General features: G+C 67.3%; 13 protein-coding genes. 6 read left to right on the top strand and 7 right to left on the bottom strand.

From position 1 onward, the window contains the following. The first annotated feature begins 75 nt into the window (after positions 1-75). Together ABZ909_RS30795 and ABZ909_RS30790 are read left to right on the top strand one after the other, a co-directional pair. Positions 76-873: an NTP transferase domain-containing protein gene (locus tag ABZ909_RS30795; RefSeq protein WP_357006476.1), complete on the top strand. Its 798-nt coding sequence runs from the start codon at positions 76-78 to the stop codon at positions 871-873. 13 nt (positions 874-886) lie between these two features. Continuing rightward, positions 887-1,912, top strand: coding sequence for an XdhC family protein (locus tag ABZ909_RS30790; protein ID WP_357006473.1), 1,026 nt, complete (start codon positions 887-889; stop codon positions 1,910-1,912). Positions 1,913-1,932: 20 nt separating this feature from the next. On the opposite strand, the gene ABZ909_RS30785 is transcribed toward ABZ909_RS30790, so the two are convergent. The 6 genes from ABZ909_RS30785 to ABZ909_RS30760 all read right to left on the bottom strand — a co-directional run bounded on the left by ABZ909_RS30785 (position 1,933) and on the right by ABZ909_RS30760 (position 7,269). After that, the gene (locus tag ABZ909_RS30785) at positions 1,933-3,030 is read right to left on the bottom strand and encodes an ABC transporter substrate-binding protein (protein WP_357006471.1); all 1,098 of its coding nucleotides are present in this window, start codon (positions 3,028-3,030) and stop codon (positions 1,933-1,935) included. Positions 3,031-3,109: 79 nt separating this feature from the next. Further along, positions 3,110-3,955 (bottom strand): ABC transporter permease subunit, encoded by an 846-nt coding sequence (locus tag ABZ909_RS30780; protein ID WP_357006468.1) that lies wholly within the window; start codon positions 3,953-3,955, stop codon positions 3,110-3,112. Next, positions 3,952-4,713 carry an ABC transporter permease subunit gene (locus ABZ909_RS30775; RefSeq protein WP_357006465.1) on the bottom strand — a complete coding sequence of 254 codons (762 nt, stop codon included), beginning with the start codon at positions 4,711-4,713 and terminating at the stop codon, positions 3,952-3,954. The genes ABZ909_RS30780 and ABZ909_RS30775 overlap by 4 nt, the downstream gene beginning before the upstream one ends. An 11-nt stretch (positions 4,714-4,724) precedes the next feature. Further along, positions 4,725-5,528: an ABC transporter ATP-binding protein gene (locus ABZ909_RS30770; protein WP_357006462.1), complete on the bottom strand. Its 804-nt coding sequence runs from the start codon at positions 5,526-5,528 to the stop codon at positions 4,725-4,727. A 266-nt stretch (positions 5,529-5,794) separates the two neighbouring features. Next, the gene (locus tag ABZ909_RS30765; protein WP_357006459.1) at positions 5,795-6,148 is read right to left on the bottom strand and encodes a hypothetical protein; all 354 of its coding nucleotides are present in this window, start codon (positions 6,146-6,148) and stop codon (positions 5,795-5,797) included. Positions 6,149-6,303: 155 nt separating this feature from the next. Next, on the bottom strand, positions 6,304-7,269 hold the full coding sequence (locus tag ABZ909_RS30760; RefSeq protein WP_357006456.1) for a hexose kinase: 966 nt from the start codon (positions 7,267-7,269) through the stop codon (positions 6,304-6,306). An 83-nt stretch (positions 7,270-7,352) separates the two neighbouring features. Between ABZ909_RS30760 and ABZ909_RS30755 the strand changes: the two genes are divergently transcribed. Then, entirely contained in the window at positions 7,353-7,793 is a 441-nt protein-coding gene (locus ABZ909_RS30755; protein ID WP_357006453.1) for a DUF4254 domain-containing protein, read from the top strand. A 440-nt stretch (positions 7,794-8,233) separates the two neighbouring features. Here the strand turns inward: ABZ909_RS30755 and ABZ909_RS30750 are convergent, their stop codons facing one another. Further along, on the bottom strand, positions 8,234-9,751 hold the full coding sequence (locus ABZ909_RS30750; RefSeq protein ID WP_357006450.1) for an ATP-dependent DNA ligase: 1,518 nt from the start codon (positions 9,749-9,751) through the stop codon (positions 8,234-8,236). 106 nt (positions 9,752-9,857) lie between these two features. Between ABZ909_RS30750 and ramB the strand changes: the two genes are divergently transcribed. The 3 genes from ramB (at position 9,858) to urtA (ending at position 13,583) form a co-directional block, all read left to right on the top strand. Next, positions 9,858-11,267, top strand: coding sequence for an acetate metabolism transcriptional regulator RamB (ramB, locus tag ABZ909_RS30745; protein WP_357006447.1), 1,410 nt, complete (start codon positions 9,858-9,860; stop codon positions 11,265-11,267). 60 nt (positions 11,268-11,327) lie between these two features. Continuing rightward, positions 11,328-12,017, top strand: a complete 690-nt coding sequence (locus tag ABZ909_RS30740; RefSeq protein WP_357006444.1) for a hypothetical protein — start codon at positions 11,328-11,330, stop codon at positions 12,015-12,017. Positions 12,018-12,308: 291 nt separating this feature from the next. Then, positions 12,309-13,583, top strand: a complete 1,275-nt coding sequence (gene urtA / locus ABZ909_RS30735) for an urea ABC transporter substrate-binding protein (protein ID WP_357006441.1) — start codon at positions 12,309-12,311, stop codon at positions 13,581-13,583. The last annotated feature ends 92 nt before the right edge of the window (positions 13,584-13,675 follow it).

Raw genomic sequence — 13,675 nt, 5'->3', positions numbered from 1 at the left:
GGCGTCCGGCCGGTCAGGCAATCCCTGATGATCGCTTGGTCAGCGAAGGTGCGCGGGCGGGATTACCCTGCTCGCGTGAGTCCCGAACGCTGCGATGGAATTCTGCTCGCGGCCGGTGCCGGTCGGCGATATGGCATGCCGAAAGTGCTGGCCGAGGACGGTCGCTGGCTGCACGGGGCGGTGGCGGCGCTGCGGGACGGCGGGTGCGCGCGAATCTTCGTGGTACTGGGGGCAACCGGGCCCGCGTACCGCGCGCCGGACCGCGAGTGGCAGGTATCGCAAACCTCGGGCATTGCCCTGCCCGCCGGCGTCCACCCGGTCTGGGCGGCGGACTGGGACCTCGGCCTGAGCGCCTCCACGCGGGCGGGTCTGGCCGCGGCCGCCGTACCGGGCCTCAGCACGCGGGAGACCTCGGAGCAGACCGGAATCCCCGGTGAATCCGCAGGTCCGGGCATGGACGACACCCTTGCCGCGCGGACTTTCGACACCGGGAACGCTGCCGCGGGGAATTCCTATTCGAGGAATTCCGGCACCGAGAGTTCCACGGCGACGCCGGCGAATCACAGCACCGAGCCCGCGGAATTGGTCGCGATCATGCCGGTGGATACGCCGGACGTCGGGCCCGCCGTGGTCGAACGGGTGATCGCGGCGGCGCGGGCGAGCGAGAGCCGGTTGGCGCGGGCGTTCTTCGGGACCACGCCGGGGCATCCGGTGGTGCTGGGGCGGGCGCACTGGGCGGGGGTGTGCGCGAGCGCAGAGGGAAATTCGGGGGCGGGCACTTATTTACGACAACGAGCGGATATGGTGTGCGTCACGTGCGATGACCTCGCAACGGGGATCGATCGGGATTATCCGGCGGACAGCGCACTGTGATCGGGAGCATGTGATGCGGGAAATCGTCGACGATCTTCTTCGAATTTGGCACAGCGGGCGCACCGGGGGGCTGGCCACTCTGGTTCGGACACAAGGCGCTACACCCGTGCCGATCGGGTCGGCCATGGTGGTGGACGCCGACGGGCGGGCCTTCGGATCGATCTCGGCGGGCTGCGCCGAGGCCGCCGCCTACGAGGCCGCCATCGACTCGGCGCACACCGGACGGCGCGGACTGCAGCGATTCGGGCCGGGCAGCGGGCTCGACGCCCAGATGGACTGCGTCGGCACCCTGGACGTGTTCACCGAACCCTTCTCGCGCAGGCACTTTCCCGAATTCCCGGATGTGGCCGCCGATATGGCGGCACAGCGGCAGGTCACCGTCTTCACCGTCGTCTGGCATTCGGACCCGGATGTGATCGGCCAGCACCTCATCACCGACCGCAAGCACGGCACCGAGCTGGTCTCGCTCCCCGACTCCGATGTCTTCGTGTCCTCGTTCGCCCGCCCGCCACATCTGATCCTGGTGGGGGCCAACACTTTCGCGAGCGCGCTGGCCACCCAGGCCCGGCTGCTCGGCTACCGGATCACCATCGTCGACGCCCGCCCCACCTTCGCCAATCCGACCGCCTACCCGGGCTGCGAGGTGGTGGTCGACTGGCCGCACCGCTACCTCAACACCCTCGCCTCGGCCGGTGAGATCGGCACCGACACCGCCATGGTGGTGCTCTCGCACGACCCGAAGTTCGAAATCCCTTTGCTCACCGTGGCTTTGCGACTACCCGAGCTGGGGTACCTGGCCGCCCTGGGCACCCCGGCATCGCACGCACATCGGCTGGAGGCCCTGCAGGCGGGCGGCTTCACCGACGAGATCCTGTCCCGCCTGCACTCCCCCGCCGGTCTCGACGTGGGCGCCCGCACCCCCGCCGAGACCGCCGTGTCGATCGCCGCCGAACTGCTGGCGGTTCGCAACGGCACCTCCGCCGAACCGCTGTCCGCCTCCCCCGGCGCGGGCCGCCGGCACGTGCAGCTGGTGCGCTGACCCGGCCCCGATGCGCTGGGCTACTTCAATTCGGGGTGCTCGGCGAAGACCTCTTTGAGCACCGACAGGTCGAACAGCTTGTCCGCCTTGATATCGATCTTGGCCTTGGCCAGTGCCGCGATGTTCTGTTCGATCAGTGCGTCGGTCATGGTGAACAGCCCGTTGGCCTTGGAGTCGGCCGATTCGACCAGCCCGTTCTGCGCCTGCGCCTCCATGGTCTGCTCGCGCAGCTCCAGACGCTGATCCTTGCCGTACACCTCGACGGCCAGCCGCGCCGCCTCACCCGGGTCGGCGACGGCATCCTTCCAGCCCTTGATCTCCGCCGTCAGGAACGCCTTGAGCTTGTCGCGCTCCTTGTCGATGGTCTGCTGGCTCACCGTCAGCGTCTCCGCGACCAGCGGCAGCCCGAAGTCGGCGAACAGGAAGTTGAAGTTCTGAAACCCCTTGGTGGCCAGTGTGATCGGCTCATTGGTGGCGTAGCTGACCCAGCCGTCCACCTCGCCGTTGGCCAGCGGCGTCGGATCGTATTGCGCGGGCACGATGGTGACGTCGGAGGGCGACATGCCATTGGCGGCGAGCAGCGCATTGAAGATGAGCTGATTGGTGTCCTGCACACCGATCTTGCGCCCCTTCATGGCCTGCGGATTGAGGATCGGGCTCTTGCCGGAGCTCACGATGCAGAAGGGATTCTTCTGATACGTGGTGCCGACGATCTTGGCGGACAGGCCCTCCAGAATCGCGGGCGCGGTGGTCTGCGGCGCGGACATGCCGATCCAGATTTTCCCGGTACCCAGACCCGCCTCCACCGAGGTGCTGGCGGCGCCACCCGCGATCAGATTCACCGACCCGAATCCGGCGTCCTTGTAATAGCCCTTGGAATCGGCGAAGTACTCACCGGCGAATTCGATGTTCTTCAACCAGGACAGCTGCACGGCCACCGTCCCGTACTTGGAGCCGTCGGCGACCGAGCCATTGCCGGAACCCGAGGAGACCTTACCGCACGCGGCCAGCAATCCGGCCCCGCCGACCGCCGCACCGGTCAATCCGGCGTAGCGGAGGAAGGATCGCCGACCCATGGACAACTGCGAGGCCGAATCCGGCCGGAGCACACCACTCATGCGGCGAATGTAAGCCGTTTCGATTTCCGATTTTTTGCTTTTCCGCAGGTATTTGTGTGCGCCGCGTTAACTCGTGTGCTCATTCCCGGCTCCGTTCCGGCGAGAACCGCGCCAGCACCAGGTTTTCCAGCACGCCCACCACCGCGTAGGCGAACACCGACACCACCGTGACCAGCGCGATCGACGCCCACAGCCGGTTGTACTGGAAGGTGGGGATGGCGCGGATCAGCCCCGCGCCCAAACCGGTTCCGCTGCCCAGCCATTCGCCGAGCAGCGCACCGATCAGCGCGCCCGGCACCGAAACCCGGGCGGCCGCGAACACCGCGGGCAGCGCGGCCGGGACCGCCACCATGCGCATAGCCGTCCAGTTCGAACCCCCGTAGGCCAGTACCAGTTCCGTGGCCTGCCGGGGCGCGGACCGCAAGCCGGTCATGATCATCACCAGGGCCGGGAAGAACACCACGATGGCGGCCATGACGGTGACGCCGAGCAGCCCGCGCCCGAACACCAGCACGATGATCGGGGTGATGGCCACCAGCGGTACCGATCGCAGCAGCATCGCCACCGGCATGAACGCCTGCGCCACCGCGGGCACACCGATGAACAACGCCGCCACCACCAGCGCCGCGCCCATCCCCGCGCCGAAACCGATCAACGCGTCCCGAAGGGTGATTCGCATTTCGTCGAAGATCACCTGGCGAGCGCCCGCCGAGGTCGGTCCGGTCACCAGGTACTTCCACACGTCCCCGGGGCTCTTGCCGACCAGCCCGACCTGCGGATACAGCTTCAGGAAGCCGTACCACAGCGCCACCAGCAGAATCAGCGAAACCAGCAGCGGCAGCAGGAATCTCCCGATCGGCCGCAGCAGGTTCAGCACCTGCGCGGCCCGGGCCGACGCCGGGTTCGCGACCTTGTCGGTCATCATGCCTCCGCTCGTGTCCACGGCACGGCCGCCCGCGCCACCAACGCCACGATCGCGTAGCCGAGCCCGGCCAGCGCGGCCGCGGCCAGCGCCATGCCCCAGGTACGCGGGACGTTGTAGGCGGTCTGTGCGGCCGTCAGGGCCACCCCGATGCCACTGTCCACACCGCCCAGGTACTCGCCGATGATCGCGCCCAGTACCGCGGAGGGCGCGGCAATCTTCAAGGCGGCCAGGGTATTCGGCAGGGCGGCGATCAGCTGCACCCGGGTCAGCCGCTGCCACCGGCCGCCGCCGTAGGCACGCACCAGATCCAGGCTGGTGCGGTCCGCGGACCGCAATCCGGATACGGTGCCGACCATGGTGGTGAAGAAGCAGTACATGGCGGCCAGGAACACCGTCGGCGTGCGCCCGCCGAACACCACCAGGATGATCGGCCCCAGCGCCAGCAGCGGCGTGCAGTAGCTCAGGATGGCCAGCTGGGTGACCAGCATTTCGATGGGCGGAATCAGGACCACCAGCACCGCCAACGCGATGGCCAGCGCATTACCCCACAGAAACCCTTGCAGCGCACCCCAGGCCGTGATCCGGAAGTTGGGTCCGTACAGCGCCCAGCCGTCGGTGTACATGGTGTGCAGCACGGTCCACGGGCTCGGAACGGTGCCGCCCGCGACGCGCAGTTCGGCGAGCAGCGTCCACAGCGCCAGCAGCGCGAGAATGCCCGCCAGACCGCCCACCCTGCTTATCCGCAGGCCCTCTCTCATTGCGCCCCAATTCATTCCGATGCCACCCCGCCCCGGCCGGTGCGCCCGAACAGCAGCTCCGACAGATAGTCGTGCAGCTTGTGGAATTCGGGCGTGCGCATCATCTCCGGTGTCCGGGGCCGCGGCAGGTCGATGTTCACGACCTCCACCACCCGGCCGGGTCGCGGGCTCATGACGGCCACCACGTCGGAGAGGAAGACCGCCTCGGCGATGCCGTGCGTGACCATCAGTGTGGTGGCGGGCTTTTGGGTCCAGATACGCAGCAGTTCCAGGTTCAGCCGCTGCCGGGTCATATCGTCGAGCGCACCGAAGGGTTCGTCCAGCAACAGTACCGTCGGCCGGACCACCAGCGCGCGGGCGATCGAAACCCGTTGCCGCATACCGCCGGACAGCTGCGCGGGCTTGGCCTTCTCGAAGCCCTCCAGGCCGACCAGCCGGATCAGATCGGCGACCAGCTCCCGGTCCGCGGGCAACCCCGCCACCTGCAGCGGCAGCTTGATATTGGATTCCACACTGCGCCACGGCAACAGCGCCGAATCCTGGAACGCGATCCCGAACTCGTGCCGCCTGCGCAGCTCGGCCGGGGTCTCACCATTGATCTTCGCGGTCCCCGCCGACGGCGACTCCAGATCCGCGAGAATCCGCAGGATGGTGGACTTCCCGCACCCGGAGGGCCCCAGCAGCGACAGGAACGCCCCCTGCGCGGTATGCAGATCAACCGTGTCCAGGGCCGGCACCACCCGCCGCCCGGAGCGGAAGGTCTTGCTCAGCCCGCTGATATGAATGCCCGTCCCGGCGGTGGCTTCCGAACTCATAGCGCCAACGGTAAGTGCCCGCAATTGCACACAGATTGCGAATGAGCAGACCATATGACCTATTTGTTACGCAGCGAGCCGCGCAATCTGCCGGGGGGTCGGGGCCGAGCCCTCGCGAGTACCGAGGAGTTCGGGGCTGAGCCTCCGAAAATCTCGTGGGGGGTCGGGGCTGAGCCGTCGCGAGTATCGAGGGGTCCGGGGCTGAGCCCCCGAAAATCTCGAGGGGGTTCGGGGGCGAAGCCCCTGAGAGTCCCGAGAGTTGGGTTTCACCACCAGGTCGGGGGTTCGAACCAGTCGCGTGCCTCCCGGCGGAACAGCAGCACGATCACGGCCAGCGAAACCAGCGGACCCAGCGGACCCGGCGGCCGCCCCTCGGTGATCGACGGCACCGTCCACAGCATGTTCATGACCGCCACCAGAATCGCCCCGATGCGCACCGACTGTCCCTCAGAGTTGAACGTCAGCGCGACCAGACCGAGCAGGAACGCCGGGATGAACGGCACCGCGGTTCCGATCGCGGCCTTGGCTCCCAGCAGCCATCCCGAGGAGGCTACGCAGATCGCGCCCAGCCCCGCGATGCCCAGGGCGAGCACCTGCGCCGCGCGCACCGCCCGGGGCATTCGATAACTGTCGTCCACACCCGACCCCCGATCGGGTTGAGTTCCCAGGTCCGACACTCCCCCAACCTAACCCCGGACAACCCCCGGTCCCCCGCCACCACGCCGCCGCCGGGTTCGGTTCACAGCTACCTCACATACGGCGTGTCCCCGGAGTGTCACGGCCGGGCGACGACGGATTCGAGTTCCCGCACCCGCACGGTGGGCAGCAGCCGGTCCCGCAGCACCCGGTCGATCTCCCCCGCGACCGGAATGACCACGGCGGCAGCGGAAGTGGCGACCGCGTCGGCGAGCAGCTCCGGCCAGTCCGGTGTCGTGCCGGCGGCCAGCGCGGCGATGATGGCCGCCACCGCAGCGTCGCCCGCCCCGGTGGGGTTGCCCGCCAGCGGTTTCGGCAGGGCCGCCGTCCAGGCCCGGGTCGGGGTGACCGCGACCATGCCCGCGCCGCCCCGGGTCACCACCACCGTGCCCACCCCGTCGGCGATGAGCGGATCGACGGCCGCGAGGATCTCCGGAATGGTGCCCGCCGGACGGCCGGTGAGGCGTTCCAGCTCCTCGACATTGGGGGTGAGCACGACGCCGGGCACGCGCGCGGCCAATTCCAGCGGCTGGCCGTCGAAGTCGCAGATGGTGGGCACGCCCCGGGCGATGGCGGTGCGCGCCAGCTCGGCGGGCAGACCCGGACTCACCCCGCCGGGCAGCGAACCCGAGATGACCAGGCCGCTCATCGCCGAGAGCAGGCCCGCCACCCGCACCCGCAGCTGATCCACCGCATGCGGTTCGGTGACCCGCGGCCCTGGCTCCCACAGCGCGGTGGCGGTGCCGTCATCGGATTCGCTGATCACCACCGTGCGGCGGACCCACGGCAGCGCGTGCACGAAGTCCACGGGCATCTCGAGTTCCGCGGCGGCCGCGAAGGAATGGTCCGAGAAGCCGGTGGCGCGGGCGTATTTGCCGAGCTGGTTCAGCACCCGCGTGACATTGATGCCGCGCCCGCCCAGCCGCTGATCCACCGACCGCACCCGCTGCGCCCGGCCCCGCTCGAAATGCTCCACCCGGTAGGTCATGTCGTAGGCCGGGTTCAGGGTCACGGTGAGGATCACCCCACCATCTCGGCACGTCACGGCACCGGATGCAACCCCTGTGCGGCAAAGTGGCACCGAATGTCGTTGCCATTCGGAGATATTCGAGGGGCAGGATGTCGGCCGTGCATCCGCTCCCACCGAAACACCTGCTGCTGCAGGCCTGCCGCGGCCTGCCTCCCGACGATCATCCGGTGCTGCGCTGCGCCGGCTTACTCGCGGACCTGCACGAGCGGCGGCTCACGAGAGCGGGCGGCACCGATCGGATCGACCACGACCGGGCGCGACTGGTGCACGATATCGACTGCTGGGTGGCGGCCGAACTCCCCAAGGCCGCCCGCGACGCCCACCTGCACACCGAGACCGTGGGGACGGTGGTGGACCGGCTCGCGCAATTCTCCGCGCTCGCGTACCTGACCCTGGCCATGTCCCCCGACGACGCCGTGCACGATGCCGCCCAGCGGCTCACCGAACTGGCCATCGCCTACGAACACCTGGCGGGTGAGCTGGCCGCGGGCCGCCGCCGGCTGCCGAACCTGACCGGCACACACGACTACGAATCTTGACTGCGGCACGAATCTTGACTGCGGCACGAATCTTGACTGCGGCACGAATCTTGACTGCGGCACGAATCTTGACCGCGGCCGGCGGTGCCCGGCGAGGGGGCGGAGCACCACCGGCCACAAAGGTGGACCATGCGCAATCCACCGTCGAAGTCTTCCGGCCGGCACGAGCTCACAGGGAATCCGCGTGGGAGATGCGGTGGCAGTTCCTGTGTCCCGTCACCTGACAACCGTCCGGTCGAGCGTCGACATATGAATCATGTCGCGCGAAACTCGGAGCGTGCCCTGTTCCAGCTGTGAATCGCCTGTGAGGAGGCCCAACTCTCGGGGGCCCTCAGGGGCTTCGCCCCCGAACCTCCGGGGGCAATTTCGGGGAACTCCGGCCCCCGCGTCCCCATCTACGCCCCCGCACCCCCATCTATCCGGCGCCGGGTAGCAGGGCGCTATTTGGTGCCGGGTAGCAAGGCGCGGATGGTGTCGATGGTGTCGGCTTGGTGGGGTTCTTTGTCGGGGCGGTAGCGGACTACGCGCGCGAAGCGGAGAGCTACGCCGCCGGGGTAGCGGGGACTGGTCTGGACGCCGTCGAGAGCTATTTCGACGACCAGTTCGGGGTAGAGGTAGACGGTGTTGCCGTCGCGTTTGCGTTCGTGGCGCGGGAATTCGGCCGTCTGCCAATGGAGTAGGGCATCGGTGAGGCCCTTGAAGGTTTTGCCGACCATGATCGGGTCGCCGCCCTCGGGGTCGCGGGCGCCCAGGTGGAGGTTGGAGAGGTAGCCGGTGCGGCGGCCGTAGCCCCATTCGGCGCCGAGCACGATGAGGTCGAGGGTGTGGGTGGGTTTGATCTTCTGCCAGGAGCGGCCGCGGCGGCCGGCGGCGTAGGGGGCGTCCAGGGATTTGATCATGATGCCCTCGTGGCCCGCGGCCAGCGCGCCGTCGAAGTATTCGGCGGCGGCTTCCGGGTCGGGGGCGATGAGGGCCGGAATGGTCAGGCCGCCGGCCACTGCGGTGAGGGCCTCGCGGCGCGTACGCAGCGGGGCGTCCAGCAGGTCGGCGCCGTCGAGATGGAGGCAGTCGAAGAAGTAGGGGTGCAGCAGCAGTTCCTGGGAGGTGGTGGCGCCGAAGCGGCTCATGGTCTCCTGGAAGGGCCGCGGGCGTCCGGAGTCGTTGAGCGCCAAGGTTTCTCCGTCGAGGACGACGCTGGCGCAGTCCAGCTGCCGCACCACCTCGACCAGTTCGGGCACGCTCGCGGTGATGTCGCGCAGGGTGCGGGTGAACACCCACACTCGCTCACCATCGCGATGCACCTGGATGCGGGCGCCGTCCATCTTGTGCTCGACGCTGGCCCGCCCCTCGAATTCGGCCATGGCCTCCTCGAGGGTCGCGCCGGGCGAGGCCAGCATGGGCTGGATCGGCCGCCCGACCTCGAGCCGGAACTCGGCCAGGGCCTCGGCGCCGCCGGTACGCGCCGCGACGGCGGTGACCGGCAGCCGCCCGGACAGCATGTGGGCCCGGCGTACCGCCTCGATCGGCACATCGAAGGCGACGGCCACCGCCTCGGCGACGATCGCGGTCAGCGCGCCCTGCCGCATCTCCCCGGTCAGCAGTCGCAGCAGGAACTCGTGCTCGTCCCGGGTCGCGGCCCCGAACAGGGTGCCCAGCAATTTCTGTCGTCGCGCCGCCGACCCGCTGCCCCCGACCTCGGCCAGCTCACCGAAGGATGTGTCGACCTCGTCCACGGACAGGGTGGGCACAGCGGCCGGCTCGACCGCGAGCGTGGTCAGCGTCCGCCACCCCGTTCCGATCCGTCCCTGCGGCAGCTCGCCGGACAACCAGGCCACGACCTGCGCCAACTCTTGCGGTGCGGCATGCTTCAGCAGGTCGGCAAAGATCTTGATCTTGTTCTTTCGCGACGACGTCGCCCGCACACCCTGTGACGCCTCAACCACATCGGACAAGAGCACTTGTCGACGGTAACCCGAGCGACCGACAACGATGTGACACACAGCTCAGCAGCTCTGCTAACTCTGACGTTGGCAACGATGCGAAGACACCAATAAACTCGAGCGCATGGCCAAGACTTACGTCGGTGCGCGGCTGCGACAGCTGCGTACCGAGCGCGGTTTGAGTCAGGTCTCGCTGGCCAAGAAGCTCGAGATCTCCGCGAGCTATCTGAATCAGATCGAACACGACGTGCGCCCGCTCACCGTACCGGTCCTGCTGCGCATCAGTGAAGTCTTCGGCGTCGACGCCGGCTTCTTCTCCTCCCAGGACGACACCCGGCTCATCGCCGAACTCCAGGAGGTCGTGATGGACCAGGAGCTCGGGGTGGAGGCCGACGCCCAGGAGATCGCCGAAATGGTGTCCGCGCACCCGGGTTTGGCGCGCGCCATGGTGAACATGCATCGCCGCTACCGGAATACGACGGCGCAGCTGGCCGCCGCCACCGAGGACCGTTTCTCCGACGGCAGCGGCTCGGGCGCCATCTCCAAACCGCACGAGGAAGTGCGCGACTACTTCTATCAGCGGCAGAACTACATTCACGAATTGGATACCGCCGCCGAGGAACTCACCCATCGTATGCGTTTCCACGGCGGTGATCTCAAGCGCGAGATCCCGCGCCGCCTCAGCGATGCGCACGGTGTGCAGATCGTGGAGCGCATCGATCTGGGCGACGGCGTGCTGCACCGATTCGATTCCGAGCAGCGCCGCCTGGAAATCGCGCCGCATCTCTCGGGTGGGCAGCGGGTGTTCAAGCTGGCCGCCGAATTGGCCTACCTGGAATGCGGCGAGCTCATCGAAAAGCTGGTGGCGGAGGGCAATTTCTCCAGCCACGAGTCGATCGTGCTGGCGAAACTGGGCCTGGCCAACTATTTCGCGGCCGCCACCGTGCTGCCCTACGCCCATTTCCACGAGGTGGCAGAGGACTTCCGCTACGACATCGAGCGGCTGTCGGCGTTCTTCACCCAGAGCTACGAGACCATCTGCCACCGCCTGTCCACCCTGCAGCGTCCCAAACTGCGCGGCGTGCCCTTCTCGTTCGTGCGCGTGGATCGGGCCGGCAATATGTCGAAACGGCAGTCCGCCACGGGTTTCCACTTCTCCTCCAGCGGCGGCACCTGCCCGCTGTGGAATGTCTACGAGACCTTCGCGTATCCCGCGAAGATCATGACTCAGATCGCCCAGATGCCCGACGGCCGTAAATATCTGTGGGTGGCCCGGACCGTGGAGCGGCGCGCCACCCGATATGGCGAGCCCAGCAAAACGTTCGCTATCGGACTCGGCTGTGAATTGCGGCATGCGGGCCGCACCGTTTATGCCGACGGCCTGGATCTGAACGAGCCCAAGGCGACTCCGATCGGCGCGGGTTGTCGAGTATGCGAACGCGCCAACTGCCCGCAGCGCGCATTCCCGCCACTCGGCAAATCTCTCGATATCAGCGAGCACCGAAGTTCTATCTCGCCGTACATCATTCAATGACCGATTCGACGACCTATCCGGACGGTAAGCGGCCGTGAAATCCGGTACGAACATGATCATGTGAAAATCAGAAAGCTTGTCGCCACGGCCGGTCTCGCCATTGCCGCCATGGCGATCACGGGGGGCACTTCCTACGCCGCGCCGACGCCTGATCCGGCTGCGGTGCAGTCGATCAAGCACCCCTCTCAGGACCAGAATGACCTGGGTTACTCCATTGTTCGGTCGGATGCGGACAAGACGGTAACCACGACGCTCATCGGCGGCACTTTCCGGCTCACCGATGCGTCGGTGGACGTGCTCGATGCCTCCGGGGTGGTCGTCTCGCGGATGCCGCTGGCGATGACCACTGCGGGTACGGATCTGGTGGTTTCGATGCATCCGAGCATCGAGGACAACGGGACCAAGCTGGTTGCGCATCCGGAGGCCGGCGAGGTCGCGCAGCCGGCTGCCGCGGACATCGGCCGGTGGATGCCGACCTCGCCCAAGCAGCGCGCGACCGAAACCGGTAGTGCCGTGGGCGCGTTGGGTGGTGCGCTCGGCGGCATCGTCGTCGGCGTCATCATCGCGGTGGCCACCGGGGGCTTCGGCATCATCGCCCTGCCGTTCGCGGCCATGATCGGTGCGTTGATCGGTGGTGGCACCGGTAGCGCAGCGGGCGCCGGCACCACCAACGACGACCGCCAGGACGGCTGGACGTGGCAGCAGGACTGCCAAACCGATTACTACACCCACGAGCAGTACTGCTACTGACCCGATCTCACCATCGGGCCCGAGCCTGTGTCAGCCTTCGCTGACCCCGGCTCGGGCCGCTTCATATCCGTTGACCTGCAATAACGTTTCCTGCACACCGCCCGAACCACGATACGGTGAGCGGAAATTCACGTTGCGGCAATATAGGAAATCGGACATTCATCGAGAGTCATTCCGGCGCAACACTTCCCGTTTACCTTTCGTTCCACGAATACAGCCGCTGTATACGCGGCGGTATTCGCAAGCGGCGCATGCGGCGTCGCCGAACACCGTGAAGTGAAGGATCCGCCCATGCACGACTCTCCCCGCCGGGACAGGGCCGCCCGCCTGATGAAGGCGATCACCATTCCGACCGCGCTGGCGCTGTCCGCCGTTCTGGTCGCCGGCTGTGGTTCGCGCGACAGCGACACCGCGTCGGGCTCCAATGCCAAGTCCTGCGTGGACACGTCGAAGGACACCATCAAGATCGGTTCACTGCACTCGCTGACCGGCACCATGGCCATCAGCGAGGTCACCGTCGCGAATGCCACCAAGCTGGCGGTGGACCAGATCAATGCCGCGGGCGGCGTTCTGGGCAAGAAGCTGGATGTGGTGCTCGAGGACGGCGCCTCGGATCCCAAGACCTTCGCGGAGAAGGCCGAGAAGCTGATCAGCTCCGACTGTGTGGCCGCGGTGTTCGGCGGCTGGACCTCAGCGTCACGCAAGGCCATGAAACCCAAGTTCGAATCGCTGAATTCGCTGCTGTACTACCCGGTTCAGTACGAGGGCCTGGAGGATTCGAAGAACATCTTCTACACCGGCGCCACCACCAACCAGCAGATCATTCCGGCGCTGGACTACCTGAAGCAGAAGGGCATCACCTCCCTCTACCTGGTGGGCTCCGACTACGTCTTCCCGCAGACCGCCAACCGCGAGATCAAGGCGTACGCCAAGGCCAATGGCATCGAGATCAAGGGCGAGGACTACGCCCCGCTGGGCTCCACGGATTTCTCCACCATCGTCAACAAGGTCCGCAATGCGAAGGCGGGCGCGGTTTTCAACACCCTCAACGGCGACTCGAATGTGGCCTTCTTCCGCGAGTACGCCAATGCGGGCCTGAAAGCCGCTGACATGCCGGTGGTCTCGGTGTCCATTGCCGAGGAGGAGGTCGGCGGCGTCGGCGTGCAGAACGTCGCGGGCCAGCTGACCGCCTGGAACTACTACCAGACCGTGGACACCCCGCAGAACAAGGCGTTCGTCGCCGCGTACAAGGCGGCCTACGGCGCGAACAAGCCCACCTCCGACCCGATGGAGGCCGCCTACACCTCGGTCTATCTGTGGAAGGCGACCGTCGAGAAGGCGAAGTCGTTCGCGGTGGCCGACATTCAGAAGGCCGCCGACGGCGTCAGCTTCGACGCGCCGGAGGGCACCGTCACCATCGACGGCTCCAACCACCACATCACCAAGACCGCGCGCATCGGCGAGATCCACCCCGACGGGCTCATCTACACCGTCTGGGATTCCGGCAAGCCGATCCAGCCGGACCCGTACCTGAAGAACTACGACTGGGCCAAGGGCCTGAAGTAATTCGGCGGCCGCCGATGAGGGGCGGCTGGTGCGGCACCTGTGCCACACCAGCCGTACGGCGACCAACCGAGAGCCAATCGATATGAAACAAA

Origin of the sequence: Nocardia sp. NPDC046763 (assembly GCF_040645495.1) — a bacterium.
Classification (GTDB): domain Bacteria; phylum Actinomycetota; class Actinomycetes; order Mycobacteriales; family Mycobacteriaceae; genus Nocardia.
This window is presented reverse-complemented; position numbering and strand designations above follow the sequence as displayed.

Coding starts and splice junctions, on each gene's coding strand:
- ABZ909_RS30785 (WP_357006471.1), bottom strand. CDS start 3,030: ATGAGTGGTGTGCTCCGGCCGGATTCGGCCTCGCAGTTGTCCATGGGT.
- ABZ909_RS30775 (WP_357006465.1), bottom strand. CDS start 4,713: ATGAGAGAGGGCCTGCGGATAAGCAGGGTGGGCGGTCTGGCGGGCATT.
- ABZ909_RS30765 (WP_357006459.1), bottom strand. CDS start 6,148: ATGCCCCGGGCGGTGCGCGCGGCGCAGGTGCTCGCCCTGGGCATCGCG.
- ABZ909_RS30790 (WP_357006473.1), top strand. CDS start 887: ATGCGGGAAATCGTCGACGATCTTCTTCGAATTTGGCACAGCGGGCGC.
- ramB (WP_357006447.1), top strand. CDS start 9,858: ATGGCCAAGACTTACGTCGGTGCGCGGCTGCGACAGCTGCGTACCGAG.
- ABZ909_RS30780 (WP_357006468.1), bottom strand. CDS start 3,955: ATGATGACCGACAAGGTCGCGAACCCGGCGTCGGCCCGGGCCGCGCAG.
- ABZ909_RS30770 (WP_357006462.1), bottom strand. CDS start 5,528: ATGAGTTCGGAAGCCACCGCCGGGACGGGCATTCATATCAGCGGGCTG.
- urtA (WP_357006441.1), top strand. CDS start 12,309: ATGCACGACTCTCCCCGCCGGGACAGGGCCGCCCGCCTGATGAAGGCG.